The organism is Armatimonas sp., assembly GCF_043757465.1.
Taxonomy (GTDB): Bacteria; Armatimonadota; Armatimonadia; order Armatimonadales; family Armatimonadaceae; genus Armatimonas.
In genome coordinates this window covers 148,110-165,141 of the sequence record NZ_JAYVPL010000158.1, presented here as the reverse complement: position 1 = coordinate 165,141, position 17,032 = coordinate 148,110, and the positions used below count along the sequence as shown (strand labels likewise).

Here is a 17,032-nt window from a genome sequence, read left to right as displayed (position 1 = left end):
AGCCACGCGGGCTGCAAGTTACTATTTCTTTTTACCACGCGCCGTGTTCAACATCGCTGTCAACCAATCTAAATACCAGTCCTTGAACGCGTACCGCTCCGGCCAAAGTGGCTCCCAGCAGTCAAGCTCGGCAGGTGTCTCGGGGGAATTCGTGGTTTCTTCGTGTGCTCCGGGAAGTCTTTTTCGTAGCGCTTCAGGAGATCAGGGAGGTTGTTGGGGACGAGATAGATTTTCCCCCGGATTTTCTTTGTCTCGCCCGGCAATAGCCCTCCGAGGCGAAAGTCGGAATGGAGGCAACGGATAACGCCCTGGAAGAGCTCTTGATACGGCTCCCAGGCGGTGGCAAAGAGCCATTTGCCGTCGCCACTGACCGCCCCGATCAGACCGTTGCTGGGAACAAGGGGGCTGAGGGGGCGCGGGTTGACATCGGTGCGGGGAATATGCGCCGGGCACCAAGTCTGGCCCGGCATGTAGCGGCCTTTCGTTGCCCAATCGCGTGTGGGGAGAGCGGTTTGCTTGCCGTCGAAAAAGAGAAAGCAGCGCGGCAGATAGTCCGTGGCATTGCTGGCGGATTTTTCATCGAGGCCCAGAAATGCACTGAGTCGGATGCAGGGCTGCGCCCAGTGCGCCTCGGAACGCTGCACACCGGGGTTATGCGCGACCAACTGGAAATCAATATTGTCCGCCTTTGCGGTGAGTGTGTGGGTCACGGTGACACCATCGGCAAGCGTATCCCTGAGCCGTACCTGTGTCCCCTCCGTGCGCTGCGCGAGCACCTCGGTTTTATGGGGAATCACCGTGTGCGTCACCCAGTCCGCATCGGTAGAACCCGCCCGGCAGTAGGCTTCCAGATAGTGAATCGTCAGCGGCCCCGGAAGATGTCCCCCCGATACTGTGAGCCAACCCGGCTCGTAGGTGAGAGTTAGCTTCGGCTTCATAGACGTTGCGGGATTTTCGGGAGGAGCGCTGCAACAAAATCAGGCTCACGACTAGCAAGATTTACCGTATTATCCAAGTCTTTCGATAGATCGTAGAGGGCGATGTCTGTAAAGCCTGTGCCGTCTTTGGTGCGCCGGGCGATGAGGCGGTGCGTGGCGGTTCGCACGGTGACGGTGTCTTGCCAGTAGCTGATTGCAGAGTCGCGGACCGTGGATTGCTTGCCTGCGAGCACTGCGGCAAAGCTCTTGCCATCGAGCGGATAGCGGGTCTGGGTGAAACTTGGCTGGCAGAGCTGGGTGAGGGTCGGGTAGAGATCGCCACTCTCGATCAACGCGTCGCTGATTTCTCCAGGTTTACCGACGCCCGGAGCGCGGACGATGAGGGTGCTGCGCACGGCGCGCTCGAAGGGGCTGTGCTTGCCCCAGATCTGCTGCTCACCCAGATGCCAGCCGTGGTCGCCCCAGACCACCACAATTGTATTTTTGTCTAAGCCCTCAGCCTTGAGCGCATCGAGCACTTTTCCGACTTGCCGATCCGTGTAGCGAACGCAGGCAAGATACGCCCGCCGCGCCGTGCGCTTGGCTTCGTCGTCGAGGGGCTGCGCTTTGGCAAACGGCAGAGAATATTTATAGAACTCGGAGCTGGCGTGCCAGTAGGGTGCATCGGGCTTCATCGGCGATTTTGGGAGCGAGATAGCCTTCCCTTCAAACGCGTCCCAGTCCTGCTTCGGAGTGACAAAGGGCAGATGCGGTTTGAAGAATCCCAGCCCGAGAAAGAACGGCTTACCGGAGTTTTTAAAACCCTTGAGCTGCGAGATGGCCTCCTGTGCCATCTGACCATCGGGGAGGTCATCGTCGTTCTTGGCGGTGAACTCCATCAGCGCGTTATTGCCCTGGCCATCCTCACGGTGCTTACCGTTTTCGTAGGCAAAGAAGATGCCCCAGCCACGCTTCCAACCGCCAAACGGGGTCGGGAGCGCGTCCCAGGCATGGGGCAGCTCAGGGCGACCGTCGCCCGTGCCATTGTAGGCGTAGACCCTACCATCGGCGGTGTGGGAGATTTTCCCGATATTGACGGTCTGGTAGCCACTGCGCCGAAAGAGCTCAGGCAGTGTCTGAGCGCCCGAGAGCAACGTGGGATCAAGCGCTGTCTTGCCTTGATAAAACGCCTCGTTGCTGGCCGTGACGCCGGAGCGAGCGGGCGAGCGCCCGGTGAGAAGTGCGTAGCGCGAGGCCCCGCAGGTCGCGACGGCAGCATAGTGGCGTGTGAAGAGCATTCCGGACTTGGCCAGACGATCTATATTGGGCGACTGTGCCTCTTTGACACCGTAGCAGCCTAGCTCCGGTCGCAGGTCATCCACGGCGATAAAAAGCACATTAAACCTCCCCCCGCTCGACTGCTCGCGACCCCCTCCGGCAAGCGAAGGGGGAACCAGGAGGAGGGTGAGGGCTACAAGCGCGAGCTTCACGGTCGGGTTGCTCCGACGCCACGAATTTTTTCTAGCGCGGCGGCCATCGTGATGACGCGTTCGGGGAACTTAGCGGCGATATTGATGGTCTCGCCGGGGTCTGTGGTGAGGTCATAGAGCTGACGATTCTGCTTGATGAACTTCCAGTTTCCCTCGCGCAGAGTGAGTGTCCCCGCATGCTCCACCAGAGTCGTGCGGCCTGTTTTTGATTCGCCCAGAAACGCAGCGAGGATGTTCTCACTATCAGGAGCAGTGCGCTTGTCGTAGCTCTGGCCTGTGAGGGCAGCAAGCGACGCCAGAAAATCCACTTGACAGACCAGCGCCTCGGAAGTACCCGGCTTGACACGCGCCGGCCAGCGAACCAAAAACGGGACGCGTGTCCCGCCCTCAAAGAGGCTATACTTGCCACCACGCCACGGCCCCGCGGGCTTGTGGTCGCCGAGCTTTTCGACCGCTCCATCTTTGTAGCCATCGTCGAGCACGGGTCCGTTGTCGCTAGAGAAGATCACAAGCGTGTTTTTCGTGAGCTTGAGCCGGTCAAGAGCCTTTAAAATCTCCCCAACACACCAGTCCAGCTCAGCAATCGCGTCGCCGCGTGGCCCCATCGGGGTCTTGCCGACAAAACGCTTGTGTGGGACGCGTGGGACGTGAATATCATGGGTGTTGAACGAGAGGAAAAACGGACGCGCTTTGTTCTTTTCTAGGAAGGCAACGGCTTTCTTCGTAAAGACATCGGCCATGTCCTCATCAATCCAGTGCGCCGACTTGCCACCTTTCATGTAGCCGATGCGCCCGATTCCAGTGACCACGGCCTGATTGTGTCCCTGGCTCCAGTCCATACGCAGGCTGGCTCTATCGCGGACACCGTCAAGCTCGCCATCGTAGTTTTCCTTGCCGTAGCGTACTTGGATGGGGTCGGTTCTGGTCAAGCCAACAACCTGCTCGTTCTCGATATAAACACAGGGCACACGATCTCCCGTGGCGGCCATGAGAAAGTGGTAGTCAAAGCCGACCTGGGATGGACCAGGAGTGATGCGCTCGTTCCAATCTGGCCCTCCCACGGCCCCAAGACCTAGGTGCCACTTCCCCACGATCCCTGTGGCGTAGCCTGCCCTCTGAAGCACCGACGCAACCGTGGTGCGTCCCGGCTCGATAATCATCGCGGCGTTGCCCGGCAGCACCCCCGTACCGGGCTTGCGCCAGGCGTACTCCCCCGTGAGCAAGGCATAGCGCGACGGCGTGCAGGTTGCTGACGGCGCATGGGCATCGGTGAAGCGCAGCCCCTCGCGAGCAATGCGGTCTATATTTGGGGTCTTCACCAACTTCGCACCGTAGCAGCCCACATCGCCAAAACCTAAGTCGTCGGTGTAGATCAGGACAATATTGGGTTGCATGCTTAGCTCTGTTTTCCCATCTTCACAAACTCCTCGCGGCTTAACACACCGTCTTTGTTCGCATCGAATTTTGCGAAGCGCTCTTTGGCCTGTTCTGGGTCTTTCTGGCCCATCATGAACTCCTCAAATGTCAGCTTGCCGTCTTTGTTGGTGTCGCGCTTGTCAAAGAGTATGTTTCGATCCGTCGCAGGCTTTGCCGCAGGCAGAATCTTTGGTATTGCTACTGCCCCGATTCCCTTGTAGGCCACCTCTAGCTCCGCCGTCAGTCGTGCGATTATTACCGCATTCTCGGGCTTGCTGGCGACATTGACAAGCTCTTTGGGGTCGTTTTGCTCATCGTAGAGCTCTGTGGCGATTGTCGCGTTGGTCTTTCGGCTCCGCCAGAGAGTGAGCCGCCAGCGCGGGTCACGGACACTGTAGCCCATCACCGGCTCACCGTCGGCACTGCGCGGGTACTGGCTGATCGCGACTTTCTTCACGGAGGCCGACGGATTGTCTAAGATCGGCTTCAGGCTCGTGCCATCCAGACCCACTGGTACGGAGAGTCCGGCCAGCTCCGCCAGCGTCGGGTAGATGTCCACAAACTCGGCAAGCGACACGGTTTTCTTCCCCGCGTTCTTCATGCCGGGGACACTGATAATCAGCGGCGCATGCGTGGCTCGCTCAAAGTTGGTGTGTTTGTGCCAGAGCCCGTGATCCCCGAGCTGCCAGCCATGGTCGCCCCAGAGCACGACAATCGTGTTTTTATCCAGCCCCTCGGCCTTCAGCGCATCCAGCACTTTCCCCACTTGAGCGTCCATGTAGCTAATCGCCGCGTAGTAGCCGTGGCGCAGCTCGCGGCTTAGCTCCGGCGAGATTGGGTTGCCTGCGGGGATATTGGGGTAGCCGTGAAGCTCGCCGTTGTCGTGTCCGGCGAACTTGGGCGCACCCTCGGGGAGCGTGTCGTTGTCCGCACCGGGAATCTTACTCGGGTCGTAGAGGTCCCAGTACTTTTGCGGCGAGATAAACGGCAGGTGCGGCTTGGCCATGCCCACCGCGAGAAAGAACGGCTTGCCCGTCTGTTTCAGGGAGTGCAGTCGCTTGACAGCCTCAGCGGCGGCAGCGCCGTCGGGGAGCTGGTCTTCGGGCTTGGGGCTGCGCTCAAATGCCGGGCCTTTCTTCGCCTTGGGATCGTCGGCATCGGCGGTGGGAAGCTCTTTGGAGAACTCTTTGACGCCGCCGGGAACTCGGACAACCGTGCGCTTGGTGTAGTCGGTTTGGTCGGTATCGATGGTCTGACCGCTGGAGTACCAGTGTGGCTCGCTCCACGAGCGCCCGTCTTCATAGCCGTGGTGGTAGATCTTATTGAGCGCTGCTGTGTGGTAGCCGTTTTGCTTGAACGTCTGCGGTAGAGTTACGGCATCAGGCAAGGCGGCGCGGAAGTGCGTCACCAAGTCCCAGACCTTGGTCGCATCGGGGCGACGGCCCGTAAGTAGCGAGCTACGAGACGGGGAGCACACGGCTTGCTGGCAGTACGCCTGCAAAAAGACCATACCGGATTTTGCAAGACGGTCAATATTAGGCGACTTAATAACCGTGTTGCCGTAGCAGCCTAGCTCGGGACGAAGATCGTCCACGGCAATAAAGAGCACATTGGGTTTCGTGGGTGGAGCCTGTGCCCGTGCCGGTTCGGTTAGCGTGCCCAGAGTCAAAGCGAAGGCGCATAAATTGAGGAATGAAGAGTGTTGCATAAAGATCCCATGTCTAACGGCGCGTGTGTTTATTGAAAAATTCGAGTGTCCGCTTCCACGCCAGCTTGGCGTTTGTTTCGTCGTAGCGCGGCGTGGTGTCATTATGGAAGCCGTGGTTGGCTCCCTCGTAGACATGGGTCGTGAACGGGACATGGTTGGCCTTGAGCACTTCTTCAAAGGCAGGCGAGCCGTCGAGGATGCGCTTGTCCAGACCGCCGTTCTGAATGAGCAAAGGCGATTTAATCTTCGCGGCATCGGCGGCAGGCGGCTGAGCACCGTAGAACGGCACGCCCGCAGCAAGTTCTGCCCCAAGAGTGACGGCTAGCATATTAACCACGCCGCCCCCAAAACAAAAGCCGACGGCACCAAGCTTGCCGTTGCTATCGGGGCGCGCCTTCAGCCAGTGTGCCGCCGCGATAAAATCCTCGTTCATCCTCTGCTTATCTACGGTCCGAAATAGTGTCCCGCCTTTTTCATCGTCACCCGGGTAGCCACCCACGGACGTGAGCCCATCGGGGGCGAAGGCGATAAAGTTCTCCGTCGCCAGCCGCCGCGCCACATCCTCAATATAGGGATTCAAGCCACGGTTTTCATGGATTACCAGCACCACGGGCAGCTTCCCCTTGGCTGTTGCTGGCTTTGCGAGATAGCCCTTGATACTCGTATTGCCCTTGGGCGAGGGAACTGTGACGATCTCAGTCTTGATCCGTTTGTCGTCTTTGGGGACTTGTTGAGCCCACGCATAGTTGGGCCGCAGGCTCTCCCAAATCATAGTCGCCGTGAGTGTCCCGGTGGCGAACTTCTGCGCTCCCTCCAGAAACGTCCGGCGGTCAATTCCCCCATGCACATAGATGTCAAATAAGTTGAGTAGCTCTTGCGGATAGTCTGTCGCTTTTTTTCGTTCCATAGCCAAAACTCCTTTCCAAAACGAGACTTTCTCCTACAGCGATTAAGCAATCCCACAGGAACTTTTCCTAGGCTTCTTTTCGCAATAGGAGGAGGCCGCATTTATTATGACACTAGGCTGACCGAAAATCTATGTTAAGTATGTCGGACTTTGTCTTTCTGATTCAGGAGCACTGTCCTATGCGGCAGTAGAGAAACTCACCAATCAATGGGCACATGCCCTTCAGTCGCGAGGCATCCGGCACGGTGATAGAGTTACTTTGGTGCTTCCTCGTGGCATCGAGACCATCTTAGCAATGGCTCTGCGACCTGAGAGACGCGGCACAAACCGAGTCGGAGCCGGGGCAAATCTGGATGGGCGTGCCCAGCTTGCGCCTCCCCCAGCGGGAGCACTTTGAGGGTTTCCCGGATACTACTTCCAGGCCCGGCCTCACTTAGCATTACGACGAGTGTGCTACTTGCCTTCGGGGTGGTCTTTGGGGCAAAAAAATCCTCATTCGAACCTATAAATCGCAAACCTAGCCGCTTTGAGGACCGCGTGATGAAATTGGGTACTATTTCTATCGGGGAGGGCTGTAGTGTCGGCAGTGGAGCGATTGTCCTCTACAACAAACAGCTGCAAGACGACTCACAGCTCGGCCCCCTCTCTCTCTGGTCATGAAGGGCGAGACGATCCCCGCCAAAGCCTCCTGGGCAGATTCGCCCGCCCAGCCAGTCACCGCAAAAAGTGCACTTGTCCCTATGGCTTTCACGACTCAAAAAATGCTCTGGTAAGCTCAGGGCTCTGGCCGTCTGTGAGAATCAGCAAGATATTGGGTTGTTTCATTTGTTCGTCTTGTTCAGAAGCTTAGCCATGGCCCAGCCCAGAGCATTACCGACTTCCATGTAGGTCTCCGCATTACGGAAGTAGTGGTAGTCCTGTTTTTGGTTCGGGGAGACTTCCTTGCTTTTCCAGAAATCCCGGGATTCCACGCATAGCACATTACCAGCAAACTCTGGATGCTTCTTGGTATCGTTCATCGCAAGCTGCGCCTCGGCGATCTGCAGCCCGAAGCTCGCACGCCCAGGGTTCCCGCAGCCCACAGCCAGCACGAACGGCGCTTTTGGGGCATTGAAGTCTTTGCGAAGGCTCTTGATCAGGTTCACCAGGTTTTGCTCGTAGCGGCTGGCATGCGCCGGATTCTGATCCTTGTGCCCCTGCCACCAGACAAACCCTGCGATCTCATACTTTTCTGCACCGGGATAGTACTTGCCAAGCTCGCTCAGGACTTTCTTTGCGTTGGTGGTATCGTCGTCGTACTGCTTGCCAGCATACCAGGCAACGGGCTTCTTTGCTTCCCCCTCCACCCACGATGGCGTATCGTCTTTGTATCCCGCGTAGGTCTTGCCCTCAAACACGAAGCGCTCGCTCCCCGGCGGAAGTAAGTCCCAGCCGAGGCTTCGGTTCCCAATGCAGGCTTTGAGAATCAGCACGGGCTCGTCCAGTGCCTGGCCTAGGATATGACCGAGCTGAACCTCGGGTCCGATCGCCTTGCCGCGCACCGAGAGCCAGTCGTTCTGCACGACCTGCATGCTCCCTCGGTTCTGCATGACAAAGGCGTAGCGGACATCGCGACGCTCCGTCCACTGCCCCGCCGTATCGACCAAGTGCGGGTACTTCTTCTCCGTCTTGGTCACGTACTCCAGAGTCCCCTTGGTCGCCTCGGGGCCAACGTCCCCCATTCCGAGCATGTTCGACTGTCCCAGCAGAATAAACACCTTGACCGGCTTTGTGAGGTCGGCTGGTTTTGCATCGGGCCTCGGTAGTGACTGCCCCGCCGCGCCATAGCCCGAGATAAACAACCCTGCCAGCAGGCAGAGCACCATAGATACTTTCTTCATTTTTTTCTCTCTGAAACTGTCGTCCGAGCAAGCTCGGTGAAACGATCGGTCTGGCGTTGCCAGAGACTCTCCAGCTCCTTGACTTTGCCCGGCAGCTTCGCGGCAAGGTTGAGCTGCTCGGCGCGGTCGGTTCGCATGTCGTAGAGCTCCCAGGGATCGCCCTTGGCCGCGACCAGCTTCCAGTCGCCTACACGCACGGCGCGATTGCCCTCGTGTAGCCACCAGAGGCTCTCGCGTGCGATGCGTGCATCCTTGGCAAAGGCGGCAACGAGACTCCGGCCCGGTGCCTCGGGGATCGGCTCACCCTTCCATTCCTTGGGTTTCTGGACACCGGCGAGATCCAGCACGGTCGGCACGATATCAATGACGTGCCCAGACGTGTGACGAAGTTCACCTCGGGCGCGGATGCCCGCAGGCCAGTGTGCAATGAGTGGCGTGGTGATACCGCCTTCATGTACCCAGGTCTTGTGCCGTCGAAAAGGTGTGTTGCAGGCACTGGAAAATCCAGGGCCAAGACACAGATAGCTCTTCGCACTGCCGGGCGGCGCAGCGGGATCGTGCCCGCCGTCGCGCACCATCATCTCGGCACTGGCACCGTTGTCGGACGCGAAGAAGATAACCGTGTTCTCGTAGGTCTGCATCGTCTTGAGCTGCGCGATAATACGTCCAATCTCCTGGTCCATCCGATCCACCATCGCAGCATGGATCGCCATCTTCGTCGCTTGGAAGGTTTTTTGCTCTTTCGTCAGCGAGTCCCACGCCACGGGGCGATTGACCTCACCAAGACCGAGCTTCTTAATGTCGTCGGGGAAGGCGTAGGGCGGGCCGATATCACGCTCCAGCGCGGAGAGAGTTGTCTGGGTAACGCCCATTTTTTTCTGTCGGCCAAAGCGCGCGCTTCGCATCACGTCCCAACCCGCGAGGTATTTATCACGGTACTTGGCGATGTCCTGCGGCAGCGCGTGCAGTGGGAAGTGCGGTGCGTGGAAGGCAACGTACTGAAAGAAGGGCCGGTTGGAGTAGTTGGCCGCGTGGTCCTTCAGGCACTCTATCGCATGATCCGCCGTGGCAATCGTGGCATAGTAGCCACTCTCATCCGCGGGGGGACGCACCGGCTTATCCTCTATGGCGTTGCCCCTCGCCGTGAAGAAGTTGCCTGGGTTGTTCATGTTGAGCGACCGGTCGAAGCCACCATCGAGCACCTTGCCATCGATGTGCCACTTGCCACTGTGGTAGCTACGGTAGCCTGCGGGCTTGAGGAAATCGGGCAGCAAACGGGCCCACGGTGGCCGTACGCCCTGGACCCCGCCAGGCACCGTGGGCAGGGCATCACGATGAACCTGCTGGGCGTAGTAGCCTGTGAGCAGGCCCGCTCGGCTGGGCCAGCAGCGCGCGGTGTTGTAGAACTGCGTGAAGCGCAGGCCATTTCGGGCGAGAGAGTCTAGGTTCGGGGTCGCGATCTCGCTACCGTAGCACCCTAGGTCGGAGTAGCCAAGGTCATCGGCAAGAATGATAACAATGTTGGGCTTGGTCAATTTAGGCATCTCTGCGATTATTTTCATGTTTGTTGTTTGTTAAGTGATCGTCAGCTTGCGCAGAACGGTTTGCGCTTTGCCTGAGTGGAGGGTGCATTCGAGGCCATCGGGTGTCCAGTGCAACCGACGCCCAGTGCAACCGACGCAATGAAGCCACGCTCTGGAGGCGTCACTGCGACGCTAGGTTTCACGGTCGCGATCTTTTCGAGGCGCTACGCCCCTGAGCCTTACTGCTTTCCAAAAGCGCCTTCAGCTCCTTGACGAGCTCCGGGTGCTTGAAGTAGAGATTTGTCGTCTCGCCGGGATCGGTTTCGAGATTGTAGAGCTGGCCGGGCGCGTCGGGGGCGGTGTCGGGTAGGGCGAAGCGCTTTAGCTCCGGGTTGTTGTAGTTGTTGCCCCCTGAGCCTTTGTGATCTAGGTACTTCCAGGGGCCTTTACGGATGGCGAGCGCGAGGCTGATGGTCTGATGCAGGGTGTAGGGACGGGCCTGCCCCCCACCCCCTTTACCGAGCAGCACGGGCAGCAGATCGAAGCTGTCTTGGGCGGAATTGTCCGGCAGCACGGTGCCGGTTATCGCCGCGCAGGTCGCCATGACATCGGTGAGGCAGATCGTCTGGTCGCTTTTACTGCCCGCAGCGATCTTCTGCGGCCAGCGGACGATAAAGGGGACGCGATGTCCGCCCTCCCACTGATCGCGCTTCACCCCGCGCCAGGGCCGTGCGCCGTCGTGGCCATAGTCGGCGCGCATATGGACGATACTGGTGGTCTCGGGGCCATTGTCGCTGGAGAACATCACCACGGTATTGTCCGCCATCCCAAGCCGCTTCAGGGTCTTCATCAGCTCGCCAACAATGTAGTCGAGCTCATGGATGAAATCCCCGTGCGGCCCGGCTTTCGTACTGCCCTGAAACCGCTTCGACGCAAACGAGGGCAGGTGCACCGCGTTCATGGAGTGCAAAAGAAAGAACGGTTTCTTTGGATCGCTCTTTTTATGTTTCTCCAAAAATTCCTGGCTTTTTTTCAGGAAGACCATGTCCACTTCCTCAAGATCAAAGCCCGGCGCGATCATGCCGGCCCGGTTGTCGTTGGCATAGGGGTGCTTAGGGAGCTTGGACTTATCGAGCATCCCGGTGGGCGGCACCGGAATCCGATCGCCCTCAATAAAGGCATAGAGATAGTCCGTACCCGGGCAGCACGCGGTGCCGAAGAACTGATCGAAGCCGCGATGGATCGGGGCATCCGGAATGGCACGCGAGTAGTCAATCTGCTTCACGCCCTCCACGCCACCTTGGGTGATGTGCTGCCCGTTTTTATCAAAGAAGCTCAGGCCGACATGCCACTTGCCCGTCATGGCGGTGGTGTAGCCCTGATTGCGGAGTAGCTGCGGCAGAGTGAGGTGATCCTCCTTAATCAGACAAGGGCCACCGACGCCCTCAAAGACACTCCGATACGGAATCCGAAAAGCCATCCGGCCCGTTAAGAGGCTATAGCGGCTGGGCGTGCAGACCGTGGAGGGCGAGTGCGCATCGGTGAAACGCATCCCCTCGCGTGCCAGCCGGTCAATGTTCGGGGTGGCGACTTTGGCTTCTGAGTTATAGCAACCGATATCGCCATAGCCCAGGTCGTCGGCGAGGATAAAGACGATATTGGGCTTGTTGGCATGGGCTCTCGCTGTAGCCAGCGATCCAATGCAGAGAGCAAGTGCGATAATTTTGACCAAGGCTATCCCAATCTTGACAGTCATGTTAAATCCTTCAGCGACGGCTCGTTTTTGTCTTTGTCGCCGGTGCGGCAGTGACGCGACGCTCGCCTGGTGCGCTCAGTCGGTTCTCTTGATGGCGTAGAGAGGTTCCCTCCCCAAGATAGAGTACCGTCGCCTGGCTTCGCTCACCGAGAGTGACAACCGCAAACTGCCCCATGAGCTCCAGGCCGAGCGTGGGGAGGCGACACGGACGAACCAGAACATGCTGGGTAAGTGTCCACCCGGCGAGCTTACTCACGACAGTCAGGCCCGCCAGCCCTTTCTCGTCGGTGAGAGGCGTGACGGAGACGATGCTTCCCTTGCCCTCACCGTTCCCTACCGGCTCATAGACCACGGCGAAGGGACGGTTCCAAGCCTCGCCGCGCTGGCGAACGACAAGAACCGGAGTCGGGGCGCTGTCGTAGGGAGTGGGAGCGTCGTGGGTAGACGGAGCGAGGGCGCGTGCGTACTCACGTCCCGCAACGCCAGGCAGAAAGAGCCGCATGCCGGGCAGTGCCTTGGCGTGAAAATGCGCTGTGATGCTCCCCGAAAACACCGCCGATGTCTGCACCTTGTCAAAGACATGCCAGCCGGGCCAGAGATAGCTACTGTTCTGCTTCCACACAGCGCCCGGCACCGGACGAAACCGCCCCGGGGCGTCAGAGAGTGTCAGGCCGGACGGCTCAGATATCAGCTCTACCCCATCGCCGACATTATGGTAGACATAGTCGTGAAACTGCTCCAGGGTGTCGGGGAGGGCGCGGGAGCGGAAGATATCGACGTAGTAGCCGGTGGTCGCCGACGTTCGCACCAGCGCAACGAGGCGCTCTTGGGTTGCCTTCGCCCCGGGGCTCTTGTTGTCGGTGAAGCGCGTGAGCGAGAAGGAGCACGACGTCGAAAGTGGCTTTTCTCCCGGCTTGGGCTCCATCGCGGCTATCTGCACCGTATCCGTTCCGAGGTTTACCCACCCGCCCGAGCTCCGGCTGGCCCCGTTGACAATCACCGTGTTGTAGGCGGCAAAGAGGCGGCGGTAGTTCTCGTGCTCATCGGTGGTGTAGCTGCCCTTACCCGCGTTCGCTCCGAGAACCTGCCCCTTGCCGTAGAGCTCCAGCGCCATCCCCGATGCGTGCCCATGAACATGCGAGCCACCACTAACCACTGCCATCAGGGCGTCTTTCGGATCCCGCGTCGGCGAGAGATTTCGCTGGAGAACGGCTCCCACAAACGGCAGTGTATCCGTCACCTTTGGTACGGGAGGCACGAGCTTGCCTGAGATTGAGATCTTCGGGGAGAACCAGAGAAGCTGTAGTGGCGCAAAGTAGGGATTGGCTCCTCCACTGTGGCCATCGGCCTTCGCACGATCGTACTGCTTGCTCGCCATTCCTAAATTGATCAGCCCCCCGAAGAGCGTCTGGAGTTTGGTATCACCGAGGCGCTGTCCTAGGGCGTAGGCGATCTCAAACGAGTCGTAGGGGGCGCCGCCCTTGCGGGGTCCGTCGCCGAAGCGAATATTCTCCCCATTAGGGAAGCGCAGCTCCTGAATCCGCGCCAGCGAGAGCGGGATATTGGCGTAGTTTTCGGTGAGCGAGGCGGCAAGTCCCTGGCGCTCCATCAGGGCCACAAGATAGGTAGCCAGAGACGACACCCCGCCCGAGTACTGGAACGACTCGGGCCAGATCTCGTCGGGCCTTGCGTACTGTCCCAACACTTTCTTGAGCGCGTCCTGGTGGCGCGTGCTCTCCTGGGTGACAAAAGTCAGCAAGTGCGCACGCTCAGCGGGATCGTCCAGAGCGAGGACATTGTGCGCTAGAGACGGCATCTCCAAGACGGGCCAGTTGCAGTTGATCAGCCCATGGTCAATGGCGAGCCTTGCGTAGCGCCGAAAGACCGTCTGCCCGTTCTCGAAGTTAAAGCGCCGTGCCTGACGAGTCGCCAGATCGTAGACCGTGGCTCCAGCTTGCAGATAGCTTGCCACGAAGTCGTAGACTAGCGGAATCTGCGCCCCAAGAATACGTGCCTCGAGCAGATGATCGCTGGGGTAGAGATAGCCGCCATTGCCGACCGCCTCGGAGGGCTTGAGCTGCACCATAGCCTCGGCGAAGACGGTTAGAATATCCGCGGCGCAGGCGGCGTAGGCCTTGTCCTCGGTCAGAAAATACAGCACCCCACAGTCGATCCCCACCTGGACATAGTGCATGAGCTTCTGCCGGGCCGCCTGGTTGGGACGTGCGCCGTTTGCCCCCTGGTAGGCAAAAGTGGGGTGGGCAGTGGGGCCAGCGGGGCTTGGGATCAGCGGGAAGCCGCGCAGGTAGGCATCACGGTCGCGCTGGTGCTGCACGAGCTCGTCTTTGACCCCGGCTTGGAGGGCGGAGAAGACTGTCTTGGCCCAGGGCTGCGCGGCAATCTTCGCCAGAATCGGGGTACGGTCGGCCGGAGTCACCCAGATCAGCGGTCGTGTGGTGGGGAGCGGACTCACTTGCTCCCCCACCGTGCCAGCACCTTGGGGCTCTCCGGTAGCCCGGCCCGATCCGCCCCAGGCGTATGGAGCAGCTCCACGGCTGTCACCGGGCCATCGTCGCCGCGCAGGTTCACCGCCGCTGTCGCCAGCCCGAGTGGCTTGCTCGTGTCGGCGCCCTCGGTTCCACTCACCGGAAGCAAGTACAAGCGCTCTTTACCCCCTTGGGTGACCTTGAGCGAGAAGTCACAGCCGCCCTTGGGAGCGAACGCGGCGCGCGCAGCATCCCGGTCGGCGGGGACGCGCGGGTCGAAGGTGCGGATACGGTTGCCTTTGTACGGACCGATGGGTGGGTAGGACAGGTTGACATCGGGGAAGGCCAGCGAGACTGAGACCATCACACTGATGACCGGCACCTCCACCTCGGTTGGGTAGTGCACTCCATCGGTCTGCACTTTCTTCGTGTAGTCCCCCGTCGCCTCATCCCACTTGAAAAACTGCCCCGCGCGTGCGACCGCCACTTTTCGCTCTAGATACGCCTGCATCTTAAAGACATTGTAGTCAGAGAAGTGGCGCAGGCGGAACGGTTTCTCCTGGTCGCCGCTACCGCCGCCTTGCATGGGGTCGGCCTTGTAGGTTCCTGCCACCCAGCGCCCTGACGACTGCTGCACTGTGGGGGGGAGAAAGGTCTTGGACGGCAGGTCAAAGCCCCAGGTCGGCCCGACATGGACTTCGTGAAAGACCTTGGGCGGGGGAATCCCGTACATCGCGCCCCGATACGGGTAGGTTTTCTCCTCCCCGATGTGCGGGAGGCTGAAGGCATGCCCCAGCTCATGGTTCATAATCCCCACACTCGGGCTTCCCACGCCATTGTAGCCACCCGCTTGTCCACCGGCGGGCACGCCCATGATGGTGACATAGGACATCGCCACATCCTGGTTGCCCCCCGCACGCGAGAGCGCCCCGACCCACTGGAGCGCCGCGGCCTGCTCGCCATCGAACTTCTTCCCGGTCTTTGCCAGATACTCCTCGGGGGAGGCCACCTTCACGGGCGGGTTCTCCACCGCAGCCCGGTGCGGAATCACCAGCTCCGGGAAGTTGATATTCCGCACACGCTCCAGTTCAAAGCCCGCCACGGGCCACTTGGCCTCCAGCTCCTTGAAGATGCCCTCGGGGTAGTCGTTGCCCTTGCGCCCGAAGTAGTGGATGTCGAACATCTTCATCTTCACCAGAGTGGGCGCTCCTACCACGAGCTCGTGCCGGACGCTCTGGTCGCCTGTGCGCACCTCGATACTCAGCCCCGGACGCACGAGGCGCGCAGGGATCATCGCCGTGAAGCTGTCCTCAAAGCGGTGCTGCACCACGCCCGGCTCGGAGGGGAGCGCTTTGGGCAGAGTCGTGGGTCCTTTGAGGGTCAGCATCGCCGTCTCCCCTTTGCTCCGAACAAGCGCCTGCACCGGCGGCGCCGCCGCGCCGCTCGCCGAGACCACGTGCACCTTGAGCAGTGCTTCCCGGTTGCCCGTCAGGCGAAAGTAGGGCTGGCTGGGCTTCATCACATGGGTCTGGGCGAGATAGACCGCCTCAATGCGGGTGTCTATCTGTGTGTTTTTCATCATCGCAGTGTCTTTCGGTAGCTATCGCAACGCTCGCGTAGCTGGCGCAGTGTCTTCGTGTGCGCGGTATCCCCGGCCAGCTCATGCTCTTCCTGCGGGTCGGCGGCAAGGTCAAAGAGCTGCTCCAGCGGCGGCTGTTGTTCTGTGTAGCGGATGTACTTCCAGCGCTCGGTGCGGACGCCCTCACTCTTAGGGATCGGCTTGCGCGGCGGATCGGTGTTGTAGGTGTGTTCGTAGTACCAGTCAGCACGGCCCCTGGCTTTGGGGCTGCGCAAGATCGGCTGGAGGTCGCGCCCCTGCATGCCCTTGGGAATTGGGACTCCCGCCATCGCCAAAATGGTCGGGGCGAGGTCTATATTGAGCGCCATCTGAGAGCGCCGTCCCCGTATTGACTTTGGCAGGCGCGGGTCGCAGATGATCAGCGGCACGTGAATCGCTTCCTCGTACATCAGCCACTTCCCATCGAGCCCGTGCGCACCGTCCATCGAGCCGTTGTCCGAGAGATGGATCACCACGGTGTTCTGTTCCAGCCCCTGCTCCTTAAGTGCCCGGCAGATCTCGCCCACGGCAGCATCGGCGCGGTCGGTGTAGGCGTAGGTCTTGCGCAGCGCCGCCTGGTAGGTGGCGGGCTTCTCAAACCACTCCGGAGTTGCTCCGAGACTGCTCTGGACTTTCTCGGGGAGTGCCTCAAACGACGCGCGGTTGAGATTCTTCGGCGGCGGGATAGTCGCGTTGGTGTAGGCGTCTTTGTACTCCGGGTCGAAGTAGTCCAGCGGCCCATGCGGCTCCTTCAGCGCGATAATCAGACAAAACGGCTGCCCTATTTTCGTCTCCTTCAGAAACGCAACGGCTTTTTCGGTCATGATGGTGGTCAAGTAGCGCGGTTTGCCATTGATCACTTGCTTGAAGGCGATACTCTGCGGGAACCCGTACCAGAGATCAAACTGGTCGGCGGGGAGAGCCAGTGCGCCATTGGGCTGAGGCGCACCAATGGCAAACTTGCCCAAAAAGCCCGTGCGGTAGCCCGCTTGTCGCAGAAGTGCGGGAAAGGTCTGCTGCCACTGTGCCGCCGAGAGCGGTGTCTTAAAGTCTCCAACCCCATGGCGACGCATGTGCTGGCCCGTGTAGAGACTCGCGCGGCTGCAGCAGCAAATCGCCGTGGTGACAAAGGCTTTCTCAAAGAGCACGCCCTCGGCGGCAAGCGAGTCTAAATTCGGAGTCTTTAGGACAGGATTGCCCGTGCAACTCAGGCCATTGTACGGCTGGTCATCGGTGAGAAAGAAGACGAAGTTAGGTTTTGTTTGCATATTACGAGCCTGTGATCTCCTTGAGGAGCTTGAAGGAGCCGCGTTTTCGCGCTGAGTTACTGC

The 17,032-nt window shown here is 59.8% G+C and carries 12 protein-coding genes; 1 reads left to right on the top strand and 11 read right to left on the bottom strand.

The genetic code is table 11. From position 1 onward, the window contains the following. Nucleotides 1-68: 68 nt before the first annotated feature. Genes ACH2ED_RS22605 through ACH2ED_RS22585 form a run of 5 tightly spaced genes read right to left on the bottom strand, consistent with a single transcriptional unit; the run spans nucleotide 69 to nucleotide 6,438 of the window. On the bottom strand, nucleotides 69-938 hold the full coding sequence (locus tag ACH2ED_RS22605) for a hypothetical protein (RefSeq protein WP_395095009.1): 870 nt from the start codon (nucleotides 936-938) through the stop codon (nucleotides 69-71). After that, nucleotides 935-2,407: a sulfatase gene (locus tag ACH2ED_RS22600; protein WP_395095008.1), complete on the bottom strand. Its 1,473-nt coding sequence runs from the start codon at nucleotides 2,405-2,407 to the stop codon at nucleotides 935-937. Before ACH2ED_RS22600 ends, ACH2ED_RS22605 begins: the two co-directional genes overlap by 4 nt. Then, a complete protein-coding gene (locus ACH2ED_RS22595) occupies nucleotides 2,404-3,801 on the bottom strand; it encodes an arylsulfatase (protein WP_395095007.1) in 1,398 nt (465 codons plus the stop codon). The genes ACH2ED_RS22600 and ACH2ED_RS22595 overlap by 4 nt, the downstream gene beginning before the upstream one ends. A gap of 2 nt (nucleotides 3,802-3,803) precedes the next feature. After that, complete coding sequence (locus ACH2ED_RS22590) at nucleotides 3,804-5,531, bottom strand: sulfatase-like hydrolase/transferase (RefSeq protein ID WP_395095006.1); 1,728 nt, start codon at nucleotides 5,529-5,531, stop codon at nucleotides 3,804-3,806. 13 nt (nucleotides 5,532-5,544) lie between these two features. After that, nucleotides 5,545-6,438, bottom strand: coding sequence for a dienelactone hydrolase family protein (locus tag ACH2ED_RS22585; protein ID WP_395095005.1), 894 nt, complete (start codon nucleotides 6,436-6,438; stop codon nucleotides 5,545-5,547). Between the two features lie 127 nt (nucleotides 6,439-6,565). Between ACH2ED_RS22585 and ACH2ED_RS22580 the strand changes: the two genes are divergently transcribed. Beyond that, a complete protein-coding gene (locus tag ACH2ED_RS22580) occupies nucleotides 6,566-6,835 on the top strand; it encodes an AMP-binding protein (protein ID WP_395095047.1) in 270 nt (89 codons plus the stop codon). A gap of 424 nt (nucleotides 6,836-7,259) precedes the next feature. On the opposite strand, the gene ACH2ED_RS22575 is transcribed toward ACH2ED_RS22580, so the two are convergent. The 6 genes from ACH2ED_RS22575 to ACH2ED_RS22550 form a co-directional block, all read right to left on the bottom strand. After that, nucleotides 7,260-8,318, bottom strand: coding sequence for a sialate O-acetylesterase (locus tag ACH2ED_RS22575; RefSeq protein ID WP_395095004.1), 1,059 nt, complete (start codon nucleotides 8,316-8,318; stop codon nucleotides 7,260-7,262). Continuing rightward, nucleotides 8,315-9,862, bottom strand: coding sequence for an arylsulfatase (locus tag ACH2ED_RS22570; RefSeq protein WP_395095003.1), 1,548 nt, complete (start codon nucleotides 9,860-9,862; stop codon nucleotides 8,315-8,317). Before ACH2ED_RS22570 ends, ACH2ED_RS22575 begins: the two co-directional genes overlap by 4 nt. Nucleotides 9,863-10,040: 178 nt before the next feature. After that, entirely contained in the window at nucleotides 10,041-11,597 is a 1,557-nt protein-coding gene (locus tag ACH2ED_RS22565; RefSeq protein WP_395095002.1) for a sulfatase-like hydrolase/transferase, read from the bottom strand. Between the two features lie 10 nt (nucleotides 11,598-11,607). Then, the gene (locus ACH2ED_RS22560; RefSeq protein ID WP_395095001.1) at nucleotides 11,608-14,070 is read right to left on the bottom strand and encodes a heparinase II/III family protein; all 2,463 of its coding nucleotides are present in this window, start codon (nucleotides 14,068-14,070) and stop codon (nucleotides 11,608-11,610) included. Then, nucleotides 14,067-15,665: a M66 family metalloprotease gene (locus ACH2ED_RS22555; RefSeq protein ID WP_395095000.1), complete on the bottom strand. Its 1,599-nt coding sequence runs from the start codon at nucleotides 15,663-15,665 to the stop codon at nucleotides 14,067-14,069. The genes ACH2ED_RS22560 and ACH2ED_RS22555 overlap by 4 nt, the downstream gene beginning before the upstream one ends. Beyond that, nucleotides 15,662-16,969 carry a sulfatase gene (locus ACH2ED_RS22550; protein ID WP_395094999.1) on the bottom strand — a complete coding sequence of 436 codons (1,308 nt, stop codon included), beginning with the start codon at nucleotides 16,967-16,969 and terminating at the stop codon, nucleotides 15,662-15,664. Before ACH2ED_RS22550 ends, ACH2ED_RS22555 begins: the two co-directional genes overlap by 4 nt. Between the last annotated feature and the right edge of the window lie 63 nt (nucleotides 16,970-17,032).